An 11,630-nucleotide genomic window follows, 5' to 3' on the forward strand; every position below is an offset into this window, starting at 1 on the left:
GGCCCGCGGCTGGGGGGCGGTTCTGGTCATCACCGGACAGGGACGGCGCGGCGGGACCGGGGTGATCCGCAGCTCCGTCCACGAATGGTTGCACGCCCCGGCCCTGAGGACCGTGGTATCCGGCTTCGCCCCCGCCGCGCGCCGGCACGGCGGCGACGGCGCCATCTATGTGACGTTGAGACGGCGCTGACCTCAGGCGGTCAGAACGAGGCCGTTCTGCTGCGCCAGTTGATCCAGCTTCACCATCGGGCGCGGGCCCCAGTGGGCGATGACTTCGGAGGCGGCCAGCGAGCCCAGCTTGCCGGCGTCGGCCAGCGACAGGCCGCGCGCCACGCCCAGCAGGAAGCCGGCGGCGTACTGGTCGCCGGCGCCGGTGGTGTCGACCACCTTGTCGATCGGGAAGGCGGCGACCGGGACCCGCTCCTCGCCGCGAATGACGACCGAGCCATGCTCGCCGCGCGTGACGGCGGCCAGTTCGACGAGGGCGGCCAGTTGGGCGGCGGCGGCGTCGAAATCGTCTGTCTCGAACAGCGCGGCCAGTTCGCCTTCGTTGGCCAGGACGATGTCAGCCGACTGTTCGATGAAGGCCAGCAGCTCAGCGCGCCAGCGGGCGACGACGAAGGTGTCCGACAGGGTGATGGCGACCTTGCGCCCGGCGGCGTGGGCGGCGGCGGCGGCGGCCTCGAAGGCGGCGCGGGCCGGGGCCGGATCGAACAGATAGCCTTCCAGATAGACGATCTCGCTGTCGCCGATCAGGGCGACGTCGATGTCCGAGGCTGCCAGCTGGTTGGCGGCGCCGAGGAAGGTGCACATGGTCCGCTGGCCGTCGGGAGTGACATTGATCAGGCAGCGGCCGGTTCCGGCGCCGCCGACCAGCGGGGCGGTGTCGAAATGCACGCTCGAGGCGCGGATGTCGTGGCTGAAGACCTCGCCCAGCGTATCCTCGGCCACCTTGCCGATGTAGGCCGCGCGACCGCCGAACGAGCCGACGCCCGCGACGGTGTTGCCCGCCGATCCGCCGGAGGCCTCGACCCCCGCCGCCATGGCGTCATAGAGGGCCGCGCTCTGGTCCTCGTCCACCAGTTGCATCGAGCCGGGCGTCAGGGACTGGGCGCTCAGGAAGGCGTCGTCGCAGGGGCTCAGGACATCGACGATGGCGTTGCCGACGGCGCAGACATCATAACGGGCGGTGGAGGGGTTCTGGATCATGGCCGCCCCATAGCGGACGGGGCGCCGACTGTCGATGATCGCATAAGGATGTCCTTATGGGTTGGAACCCTTGGGGCTTGGGTGGCGACCTACGCTTGCGACGCGCTATAGGGCGGCCATGACCGAGATCTCCATCCTGACGCCCGATCCCGCCGACCCCTCCTACCGCGGCCAGTGGCCGGGGGTGCTGGAGCGACTGCAGTCGGCCCTGTCGGCGGCGGGTGTGACGGCCGTGCCCACCCCCTGGGTCGATCATGTCGAGGACGCCTCGGGGCTGGCGAACTATTCGCTGATCCTGCCGGTGCTGGTCTGGGGCTACCATCGCGACCATGAGCGGTTCTTGCGGGCGACGCGGACCTGGACAGACGCCGGCCTGCCCCTGGCCAACCCGGCCTCTGTGCTGGGCTGGAACTCGGACAAGGCCTATCTGGGTCGGCTGGCCGAGCGCGGCGTGGCCATTCCGCCGACGATCTGGAGCGAGAGGGTGACCGCCGACCAGGTCGAGGCCGCCTTCGATGCGCTGGGCGCCGAGACCCTGGTGGTCAAGCCGACCGTCTCGGGCGGGGCGTGGAAGACGCTGCGCCTCGACCGGGGCGAGCCCTTGACCGATCCTCCGCTCGGCGCGGCGATGATCCAACCCTATCTGTCGTCGATGGAGACGGAGGGGGAGACCAGCCTGCTGTTCTTCGGCGGCCGGTTCAGCCATGCGGTCAACAAGCGGCCCGTGCCCGGCGACTTCCGCATCCAGGTGCAGTTCGGCGGAACCTACGCCTCTGTGACCCCGCCCGACGACGCCCTGGCCTTTGCCCACACCGTTCTGGCGGCGGTGGAGGAGCCCCTGCTCTACGCCCGGATCGACCTGGCCCGGGACGCGGCCGGGAACTGGGTGCTGATGGAGGCCGAGCTGATCGAGCCGGACTTCTATCTCAAGAACGACCCCCGCGCGGGCGCCGGCTTCGGCGAAGCGGTGCGGGAGCGGCTGGGGCTCTGATCCACCCCGAAACCGCCTGTCATTGCAGCGGATATGGCCAATCGCCGCCGATGTGATAGCCTTAAGGTAACCGGTGTCTATTTGTCCGGCGGCCGTCGCCGCCAGAAGAAGAAAGCCCGGGCTGGAGAGGAAGAATGACCCACCGTTTCGGCCTGTCGCTGGCCACCGCCCTGATGTTCGCCGTGCCTGTGGCGGCCTGCGCGACGCCGATCCCCGCCGCAGCCCAGACGGCCGCCGCCGCGCCTTCCGTGGTCTGGAACGCCGAAATCCTGAAACGCGACCCCGCCTGGTTCGCCTCGGCCGAGGCGCGGGCGGTGGCGGACAATGTGCTGAAGTATCAGTCGGCCGAGGGCGGCTGGCCCAAGAACATGTCTCTGGCGATCCCGCCGACGGGACCGATCTCGCCCGGCTCGACCAACACCATAGACAATCAGGCGACCACCGTGCCGATGGCCTATCTGGCGCGGGTGATCTCCGCCAATGCCGAGGCGGACACGACCGCCTATCGCGCCGCCTTCGACCGGGGCCTCGACTGGCTGCTGGCGGCGCAATATCCGAACGGCGGCTGGCCCCAGTTCTACCCCCTGCGCGGCGGCTATTACGACCACATCACCTTCAACGACGACGCCATGGTGCGGGTGCTGAACCTGTTGCGCGAGATCGAGAGCGGACGCGGACCCTATGGGTTTGTCGATGCGGAACGTCGGGCCAGGGCGGCGGACGCCACGGCGCGCGGCCTCGACGTCATCCTCAAGACCCAGATCCGCAAAGACGGCCTCCTGACCGTCTGGTGCGCCCAGCACGATCAGGTCACGCTGGCGCCCGCCTGGGCCCGCCGGTTCGAACCCCCGTCCTATTCCGGCGGGGAGAGCGTGGGCATCACCCGCTATCTGATGAGCCTGCCCGACCCCTCGCCCGAGGTGATCGCGGCCGTCGAGGGATCGGTCGCCTGGTTCCGCGCCCACGCCATTCCCGGCATCCGCATCGAGAGCTTCACCGACGCGGAGGGTCACCGCGACCGTCGGGTGGTCCAGGACGCTTCGGCCGGGCCGCAGTGGGCGCGCTTCTATGATCTGGAGACCGGCAAGCCGATCTTCATGGGCCGCGAGTCGGTCGCCAAGGCCAGCCTGGCCGAGATCGAGCAGGAACGCCGCGCGGGCTACAGCTACTACGTCGATTCAGCCGCCCGCCTGCTGGACGCCGACTATCCGGCGTGGAAGCGGCGTCTAGGCTAACGCCATCAGACCCGCCCGCGACGGGCACAGATCCGAAATCACGCATCCCCCGCAGTTGGGCTTCCTCGCCGTGCAGGTGTAGCGGCCGTGCAGGATCAGCCAGTGGTGGGCCTTGGGCAGGAAGGCTGCGGGCACGATCCGGTGGAGCTGGGCCTCGACCTTGTCGGGCGTCGCGGCGTTGGCCAATCCCAAACGGTGGGAGACGCGGAACACATGGGTGTCCACCGCGATGGCCGGTTCGATGCCCAGCTCGTTCAGCACCACGCTGGCCGTCTTGCGGCCCACGCCGGGCAGAGCCTGCAGCGCCTCCCGGGTCAGGGGCACCACCCCGCCGTGCTCCTCTTGCACGATCCGGCTCAGGGCGATGACGTTCCTGGCCTTGCCGCGATACAGGCCGATGGAGGCGATGTACGGGACCAGCCCCTCCTCGCCGAGCGCCAGCATCTTCGCCGGTGTGTCGGCGACGGCGAACAGCCGGTCGGTGGCCTTGTTGACCGAGACGTCCGTGGCCTGGGCCGAGAGGGCGACGGCGACGACCAGCGTATAGGGATCGGTGAAGTTCAGCTCGGTCTTCGGTTCCGGCATGACCCGGGCCAGACGCTCGAAAATACCTTCGACGCGATCCTCGTTCGGGGGCCAACGCAGGGTCGGAATGGCCGCGCCGGTCATGACGGCAGGGCGTTTGGCGACGGGTTTGCGCGTGGACTTCGCGGACCGGACGGGAGACTTCGCCATCAGGAATCCATGGCGCGCGCCGGCCGGGCGTCGGCGTGGCGAGCGCGCGCGAAAAGGGGCGATGCGGCAGGCGGAAGTAGCTCGGTCACGCGCTGAAACATGACGAGCGCAAAAAAGGGCGCAAGGGCGTATTGATTTGTGGACGCGACCGTCCATTTTAGCGCCGCCTCTCCCAGCTGCTTCAATTGGTCGCACATGTCCGCCGATCCCCTCGCCCCGACCCCCGCCCCGAAATCCGCAGCCAGAAAGCGCCTCCCCTTGATCGTGGCGGGCGTCGTCGCCGTCGCCCTGATCGTCGGCGGCTTCGTCTGGTGGCAGAACAAGCAGCGCTGGGAGGCGACCGACAACGCCTTCGTCCAGGCCGACACCACCCTGATCAGCCCCCAGATCGCCGGCTACGTCTCCGAGGTGCTGGTCGGGGACAACCAGCAGGTCCAGGCCGGTCAGATTCTGGTCCGCCTGGATGACGCCGATCAGAAGGCGGCCCTGTCCAAGGCCGAGGCCGCCCTGGCCGCCGCCGTCGCGGCCGTCGGCAATGTCGACGCCCAGTCGGCGCAGGATCAGGCCACGGTGGCCGCCCGCGCCGCCGCCGTGCAGCAGGCCCGCGCCCAGGCCGGTCTCGCCCAGGCCGAGGTCGATCGTTACGGCAAGCTGGCCGCACAGGGATGGGTCTCGCAGCAACGCATCCAGACCGAACGCGCCGGCGCCGTCTCGGCCCAGGCGACGGTCGCCCAGGCCCAGGCCGCCCTCACCGCCGAACAGCGCACCGCCGCCGTGCGCGGCTCGTCGCGCGAACAGGCGCTCGCCGCCGTCGAACAGGCCCGCGCCGCCGTCGAACAGGCCCGGATCGCCCTGGACCGCACCGTCATCCGCGCGCCGTCCGCCGGGGTTGTCGGCGCCCGCAGCGTGCGCGTCGGCCAGTATGTGACGCCGGGTCGCCAGCTGCTGTCGGTCGTGCCCCTGGCCGACACCTATGTGGTCGCCAACTTCAAGGAGACCCAGCTGGACCGGCTGCGTCTGGGCCAGACGGTCGAGATCAAGGCCGACGCCTTCAAGGGCGAGCCCCTGCACGGCCGCATCCAGAGCTTCGCCCCGGCGACGGGCTCTGAGTTCGCCCTGATCCCGGTCGAGAACGCCACCGGCAACTTCACCAAGATCACCCAGCGGGTGCCTGTCCGCATCGTGGTCGATCGCGACCCCGGCGAACCCGCCCTGCGCCCCGGCCTGTCTGTCGAGGTCAAGGTGGATCTGAAGAGCCCCGGCGGCCAGAGCTTCGCCGAGACGGCCGGCGCCCGGCAGGTCGCCGATGTTCAGGGAGCGGCAGGCCGGTGACCGACGCCGTCTCCCCGACGGCCGCTGCGTCGGGCAATCCGGGCGCCGCGTCCGGTTCCGGCTCCGGCCCCGTGGCGGATGCGCCCCAGATCAACTGGACCATGCTGCTGCTTGGTTTCGCCGGCATGGTCATCGGCCAGTTCATGGCCATTCTGGACATCCAGATCGTCGCCGCCTCCCTGCCCCAGATCCAGGCCGGCATCGGCGCCTCGGCTGACGAAATCAGCTGGATCCAGACCGCCTATCTGATCCCCGAGGTCGTGATGATCCCCCTGTCGGGATACCTGTCGCGGCTGTGGGGCACGCGGATGGTTTTTCTCGTTTCCTGCACCGGCTTCCTGCTGATGAGCGTGGCGACCGGCCTGTCGAACTCCATCGACGCCATGATCTTCTTCCGCGCGCTTCAGGGCTTCGTCGGCGGGGCGATGATCCCGACCGTCTTCGCCGTCGCCTTCACCGCCTTTCCGCCGGACAAGCGGATCACCGCCTCCATCGTCATGGGTCTGATCGTCACCCTGGCGCCGACGGTCGGCCCGACCCTGGGCGGCCACCTGACCGAGTGGCTGAGCTGGCGCTGGCTGTTCTTCATCAATGTCGCGCCGGGCATGCTGGTCCTGTTCCTGGTCAGCCGCTACGCCCATTTCGACAAGGGCGATCCGTCCTTGGCCAAGGGGTTCGACTGGGCGGGTCTGGGCCTGATGGCGACCTTCCTGATGAGCCTGCAGTATGTGCTGGAAGAGGGGTCCAAGAACGACTGGTTCGCCGACGACGCCATCCTGCTGCTGGCCGTGATCGCGGCCGTCACCGGCCCGGCCTTCGTCTGGCGCTCGCTGAGCTATCGCAATCCGATCGTGGAACTGCGCGCCTTCACCAACCGCAACTTCATGGTGGGTGTCGTGATGACCTTCACCGTCGGCGCGGCCCTGTTCGGCGGCACCTTCCTATTGCCCCTGTTCCTTGCGCGGGTGCGGGACTATTCGCCGGCCGAGGTCGGCACGACCATGGTGGTCTCGGGTCTGGCCATGTTCCTGACGGCGCCCTTCGCCGGTCGTCTGGTGCGGCTGGTCGATCCGCGCATCCTGATGTTCGGCGGCTTCATGCTCTGCGCCTGGGGCATGTGGGACGCCCATGCGGTGACCCAGGAATGGGGCTTCTGGCAGTTCGCCGGGGTTCAGGCCCTGCGCGGCGTCGGGGTCATGATCGCCATGATCGCCTCGCAACAGGTCACCATGTCCACCCTGCCGCCCCACATGGTGAAGAACGCCTCGGGTCTGGTGAACCTCAGCCGCAACGTCGGCGGCGCCTTCGGTCTGGCCATGCTCAACACCTCCCTGACCACCAACACCGCCCTGCACATGGGCGAACTGACCAGCCGGATCAGCCAGGGCGATCAGGCCATGCAGGAGATGATCGCGGGGATTTCCGCCCTGATGGCCAACTCCATCGACCCCGAGGGCGCGGCGATGAAGGCGGTCAACGGCATCCTGCTCCGTCAGGCCACCACCCTGTCGTTCGGCGACGCCTTCGCGGCCCTGGCGGTCGGTTGCGCCTTCGCGGCATTCGTCACCCTGTTCGCCAAGCCGGTGAAGATCCCGGCCGGCGGCCCGCCCATGGACGCGCACTGACCCATGCCCAGAGCCGTCGGCCAGATCGATCCGAAGAAGTCCGAGGCCATCCTCGAGGCCGCCCAGACCCTGTTCTCCGAACGCGGCCTGACCGTCTCCATGGCCGAGATCGCGCGTCAGGCGGGGGTGTCGAAACAGACCCTCTACAACCGCTTCCCCACCAAGACCGACATCGGCCGGGCCCTGGCGCGCCAGAGGTCGGACGCCGTGACCGCGCCGCTCAGGGGGCCGGGCGAACCGCTGGAGGTGCTGACCGCCTTCGCCCGGTCGATGATCGAACGCATCTGGGCGGCCGACAAGGGCGCCTCGCTGCGCGGCGTCGCCCTGATGGCGCCCCATGCGCCGGACGTGGCCGCCGCGGTCTATGAGGGCGGCCCGGGGGAGTCGCTGCGGCGTCTGGCCGGGTGGCTGGCGCTGCAGCACGAACAGGGCCGGCTGACCATTCCCGACCCCGAGGCGGCCGCCGAGATGTTTTCCGGCATGGTGCTGGGCTACGCCCATCTGCGGCATTTCATGGGGGTGTCCCAGCCGGAGGTCGTCGCCGAGGCCAAGGCGCGCGACGCCGCCATTCGCTTCATCCGCGCCTTTTCCGCCTGACCGAACGGGCCTAAAGCCGGGGCCTGTTCACCGGAGTTTCGCCATGCTGATCCATCTGTCGTCCTGGCCCGAGATCGACGCCCGCATCGCCGGTGGCGCCAAGACCGTCGTCGTCCCCATCGGCTCCAACGAACAGCACGGGCCGACGGGTCTGCTGGGCACCGATTGGTTGTGCCCCGAGATCATCGCCCATGCGGCCGAGAAGACCGACGACAGCCTGATCGTGGCCCCCACCTTCAACATCGGCATGGCCCAGCATCACCTGGCCTTCGCCGGCACCATCTCCCTGCGCCCCTCGACCTTCATGGCGGCGATCACGGACTGGGTCTCGTCGCTGAGCCGTCACGGCTTCGAACGGATCTATTTCCTCAACGGCCACGGCGGCAATGTCGCCACCATCGAGGCGACCTTCAGCGAGATCTATGCGGAGTGGAGTTTCGTCGAGGAACAGCCGCCGATGGTGCTCAAGCTGAGGAACTGGTGGGACCTGCCTGGCGTCAACAGCCTGTGCAACCGCCTGTTCCCGACCGGCCACGGCATGCACGCCACCCCGTCCGAGATCGCCGTCACCCAGGCCGCCTATCCCGACCGGATCAAGACGGCCGACTACAGCCCGCAGATCGCGCCCAGCGGGCCCATCCGCGACGCCCTCGACTATCGCGCCCGCTTCCCCGACGGCCGGATCGGCTCGGACCCGGCCCAGGCCAGCCCGGAGAAGGGTCAAACCATCATCGACGCCGCCGTTCCCGCCCTGCTGCGCGACGTCGCCGATTTCGCGAATGAAACCTTGCCGTAAAGGCCAACGGGGTCCATCGACAGGTCATGGCCACTGCTTTTCATCAGGGTATGACCCTGCTCGACGACTTCCTGCGTGATAGCCGCGTGGCCGCCCGGAACGCGCGCACCGCCGCCGATACGGCTGTTGCGGGCGGGGCCATGATGCAGGCGGCCGGCGACGTGATCGCCGCCCGCATGGACATCCTGACCGCCGGCCTCGTCGATCCGGGCAAGACCGACCTGACCGAAATCTCCCTGATGAGCGCGGAAAAGATGAAGGCCGCCTCGGCCTCCGCCGCCGCCATGACCCGCAGCCTGGGCGAGATCGGCCAACGCCTGTCGAAATCGGCCGCCGACGAGATGCAGCAGGCGGGTCGCGCCGCCTCGGCCATGACCACGGCCGCCACCCCCGCCGCCTTCGTCGCCGCCCAGTCCGCCTGGGCCTTCGGCTGGTGGGGCCGCGCGACGGCCCAGGCACTGGCCCTGAACACCGAAATCCTCAAGGCCCAGGCCGAGGCGATGAAGCCGATCCACGACACCGCCGTCGCCAATGCGAAGCGGCTGAAGAAGTAGAGCCTGTCGTCGCGTCTCAGGCCGTCCGTACGACGCCGTTCTCGACCTTCACCGGCCAGGGTGTCAGCTTCCCGCCCGCGCACGGCCCGCCGACGCAGGCGCCGGAGATCGGCTCGAACACCGCCCCGTGCCAGCCGCACAGGATCAGCGATCCATCCGGCGTCAGATAGCGGTCCAGTTCCACGGCGATGGGAAACCCCGCATGCGGGCAGCGATCGACCCAGCCGACCGTCTCGCCGTTCTTGCGCACCACGAAGCCGTGGAAGAAGGCCTCGCCGATCTGCAACACGAAACCGCGCGAGCCGGGCTCGGCGATGTCGTCATGGGCGCACAGGGCCACATTCGGCGGCGTGGTCCAGACGCGCTTGCGTTCGGTGGGGGCGGCGTCGGTCAATCCCGCTCGACCTTCAGCGGCCGGGACAGCAGGCCCTCGATGACCTGATCGACGGTGGTTTCACCGTTCAGCACCGCCGCCACGGCCTCGCAGATCGGGGTCTCGACGTTCAGGCTGCGGGCCAGTTCGCGCACGGCCGGGGCGCTCTCATAGCCCTCGGCCACCGATCGCTTGCCGGCCAGAGCCTGTTCGACGCTCTGTCCCTGACCGAGGGCGAGGCCCAGGCTCATGTTCCTCGACATCGGGCTGGAGCAGGTGAGGACCAGATCGCCCAGTCCGCACAGGCCCGCCACCGTCTCGGCCTCGCCGCCCAGGGCCACGGCCAGCCGGGTCATTTCGGCGAAGCCCCGGGTGATCAGGGCGGCATGGGCGCTGCGGCCCAGTTCGCGGCCCTCGACGATGCCGCAGGCGATGGCCAGGACGTTCTTCAACGCCCCGCCCGCCTCGGCGCCGATCAGGTCGGTCGCCAGATAGGGGCGGAAGGTCGGGGCCGACAGGGCCTGCATCAGCCGTTCGCCCAGATCGGCGTCCTCGCACGCCAGGGTCACCGCCGTCGGCAGGCCGCGCGACACGTCCGCAGCGAAGCTGGGCCCCGAAAGGACCGCGACCGTGGCGCCCGGGATCTCCTCCGCCAGCACCTGGGTCATCAGCTTCAGCGAGCCGCGCTCGATCCCCTTGGCGCAGAGGACGATCGGCGTGCCGGGCCGGTAGTGGGGGGCGAAGGCGCGCATCGTCCCGCGCAGATGCTGGGCTGGGGGCACGGCCAGCACCAGGTCGCATGCCGCCAGATCGGCCAGATCGGACGTCACCTGCACGTGGTCGTCCAGGGTCACCCCGGGCAGGAAGGCCTCGTTGATCCGGCGCTCACGGATGCTCTCGACCACCTCGGGCTCGCGCGCCTGCAGTAGGGTGTCCAGGCCGGCCCAGCCGGTCACCTGGGCCAGGGCCGTGCCCCAGGCGCCGGCGCCGATCACCCCTGCGGAGCTGAAGTTCATGAGCTGCCTCTACGCGTTAAGCCTTGGCGCCCTTGCGGCCCGCCTTCGCATGCACAGGATCGGCCAGGGCGCGCGCTTCGTCCAGCGGCCATCGCGGCCGGGCCGCCATGTCGATGTCCGAGGTCAGGCCCAGGGCCAGCCGCTCGGCGCCCGCCAAGGCGATCATCGCCGCATTGTCGGTGCAATAGGCCATGGGCGGCGCCAGGAAATCGAAGCCGCGATCCGCCGCCGTCTTCTCCAGCACGGCCCGAACCGTCCTGTTGGCCGCGACGCCCCCAGCGACGACCAGCAGCCGTTGGTCATGGCGTTCGGCATAGTCGGCCATCGCCCGCGCCGTCCGCTCCGACAACTGGCGCGCGATGGAGGTCTGGACCGCATCGGCCAGATCGGCCCGGTCCTGATCGGTCTCGCAGGCCTGGGCCAGACGCGACGCCGCCGTCTTCAGTCCCGAGAAGGAGAGGTCGCAGTCCTTTCGCCCCAGCAGGGCGCGCGGCAATTCGAAGCGTGATCCGTCTCCGGTCGCGGCCAGTCGCTCCAGCGCGGGGCCGCCGGGGTATCCCAGGCCCATGGCCTTGGCGATCTTGTCGAAGGCTTCACCCGCCGCATCGTCGATGGTGGTGCCCAGACGGCTCATGTCGCCGATGCCGCGCACCTCCAGCAGCTGGCAATGACCGCCCGAGACCAGCAACAGCAAAAACGGATAGGCCACGGGCCGCGCCAGCCGCGCCGAAACCGCATGACCCTCCAGATGGTTGACCCCGACGAAGGGCAGACCCCGCGCCAGGGCCGCCGCCTTCCCGAAGCTGAGCCCCACCATGACGCCGCCGACCAGACCCGGGCCCGCCGTCGCGGCCACCCCGTCCAGCCCTGCATAGTCCAGACCCGCCTCCGCCATGGCGCGGGCGGCGACGTCGGCGATCATCTCGACATGGCTGCGCGCGGCGATCTCCGGCACCACCCCGCCGAAGGCCGCGTGGTCGTCAATCTGGCTGTGGACGACGGAGGACAGGACGGTCGCTTCGCCATCAGGGGACAAGCGCACCACCGAGGCGGCGGTTTCGTCACAGCTGGTTTCCAGCCCCAACACCGTCAGGGACGGTCCGGGCGCGCCGGTTGCGGGGTCCGCCCCGCTGCTATAGTCCGCGCCCATCGTCATCGGGTCGAGGT

General features: G+C 69.5%; 13 protein-coding genes. 8 read left to right on the plus strand and 5 right to left on the minus strand.

All coding sequences use genetic code 11. The annotated features are described in order from the left end of the window. Nucleotides 1-190 (plus strand): Smr/MutS family protein (locus ACT6QK_RS13475; RefSeq protein ID WP_444598339.1); only part of this gene is annotated, 190 nt, incomplete at its 5' end. Between the two features lie 2 nt (nt 191-192). Here ACT6QK_RS13475 and ACT6QK_RS13480 read toward each other — a convergent pair. Then, nucleotides 193-1,209: an adenosine kinase gene (locus ACT6QK_RS13480; RefSeq protein WP_444598340.1), complete on the minus strand. Its 1,017-nt coding sequence runs from the start codon at nt 1,207-1,209 to the stop codon at nt 193-195. 118 nt (nt 1,210-1,327) lie between these two features. On the opposite strand from ACT6QK_RS13480, the gene ACT6QK_RS13485 reads away from it, so the two are divergent. After that, nucleotides 1,328-2,200 (plus strand): ATP-grasp domain-containing protein, encoded by an 873-nt coding sequence (locus ACT6QK_RS13485; RefSeq protein ID WP_444598341.1) that lies wholly within the window; start codon nt 1,328-1,330, stop codon nt 2,198-2,200. 134 nt (nt 2,201-2,334) lie between these two features. Beyond that, nucleotides 2,335-3,435, plus strand: coding sequence for a pectate lyase (pelA, locus tag ACT6QK_RS13490; RefSeq protein WP_444598342.1), 1,101 nt, complete (start codon nt 2,335-2,337; stop codon nt 3,433-3,435). Here the strand turns inward: pelA and nth are convergent. Beyond that, nucleotides 3,427-4,170: an endonuclease III gene (gene nth / locus ACT6QK_RS13495; RefSeq protein ID WP_444598343.1), complete on the minus strand. Its 744-nt coding sequence runs from the start codon at nt 4,168-4,170 to the stop codon at nt 3,427-3,429. The two genes, pelA and nth, sit on opposite strands and share 9 nt — an antisense overlap. A 195-nt stretch (nt 4,171-4,365) precedes the next feature. On the opposite strand from nth, the gene ACT6QK_RS13500 reads away from it, so the two are divergent. From ACT6QK_RS13500 to ACT6QK_RS13520, 5 genes are read left to right on the plus strand one after another with little or no spacing between them, the layout of a single operon-like run. Beyond that, nucleotides 4,366-5,502: an HlyD family secretion protein gene (locus tag ACT6QK_RS13500; RefSeq protein ID WP_444598344.1), complete on the plus strand. Its 1,137-nt coding sequence runs from the start codon at nt 4,366-4,368 to the stop codon at nt 5,500-5,502. After that, nucleotides 5,499-7,127, plus strand: a complete 1,629-nt coding sequence (locus tag ACT6QK_RS13505; protein WP_444598345.1) for a DHA2 family efflux MFS transporter permease subunit — start codon at nt 5,499-5,501, stop codon at nt 7,125-7,127. Before ACT6QK_RS13500 ends, ACT6QK_RS13505 begins: the two co-directional genes overlap by 4 nt. 3 nt (nt 7,128-7,130) lie before the next feature. Further along, the gene (locus ACT6QK_RS13510; protein WP_444598346.1) at nt 7,131-7,724 is read left to right on the plus strand and encodes a TetR/AcrR family transcriptional regulator; all 594 of its coding nucleotides are present in this window, start codon (nt 7,131-7,133) and stop codon (nt 7,722-7,724) included. Nucleotides 7,725-7,767: 43 nt separating this feature from the next. Then, complete coding sequence (locus tag ACT6QK_RS13515; protein ID WP_444598347.1) at nt 7,768-8,520, plus strand: creatininase family protein; 753 nt, start codon at nt 7,768-7,770, stop codon at nt 8,518-8,520. A 26-nt stretch (nt 8,521-8,546) separates the two neighbouring features. After that, on the plus strand, nt 8,547-9,074 hold the full coding sequence (locus ACT6QK_RS13520) for a phasin (protein WP_444598348.1): 528 nt from the start codon (nt 8,547-8,549) through the stop codon (nt 9,072-9,074). Nucleotides 9,075-9,090: 16 nt separating this feature from the next. Here ACT6QK_RS13520 and ACT6QK_RS13525 read toward each other — a convergent pair whose 3' ends face one another. From ACT6QK_RS13525 to tsaD, 3 genes are read right to left on the minus strand one after another with little or no spacing between them, the layout of a single operon-like run. Beyond that, nucleotides 9,091-9,468, minus strand: coding sequence for a Rieske (2Fe-2S) protein (locus ACT6QK_RS13525; protein ID WP_444598349.1), 378 nt, complete (start codon nt 9,466-9,468; stop codon nt 9,091-9,093). After that, nucleotides 9,465-10,463, minus strand: coding sequence for an NAD(P)H-dependent glycerol-3-phosphate dehydrogenase (locus ACT6QK_RS13530; protein WP_444598350.1), 999 nt, complete (start codon nt 10,461-10,463; stop codon nt 9,465-9,467). The genes ACT6QK_RS13525 and ACT6QK_RS13530 overlap by 4 nt, the downstream gene beginning before the upstream one ends. Nucleotides 10,464-10,479: 16 nt before the next feature. Continuing rightward, nucleotides 10,480-11,613, minus strand: coding sequence for a tRNA (adenosine(37)-N6)-threonylcarbamoyltransferase complex transferase subunit TsaD (gene tsaD / locus ACT6QK_RS13535; RefSeq protein ID WP_444598351.1), 1,134 nt, complete (start codon nt 11,611-11,613; stop codon nt 10,480-10,482). Between the last annotated feature and the right edge of the window lie 17 nt (nt 11,614-11,630).

It is taken from the genome of Brevundimonas sp. (assembly GCF_052436175.1).
Taxonomy (GTDB): Bacteria; Pseudomonadota; Alphaproteobacteria; order Caulobacterales; family Caulobacteraceae; genus Brevundimonas.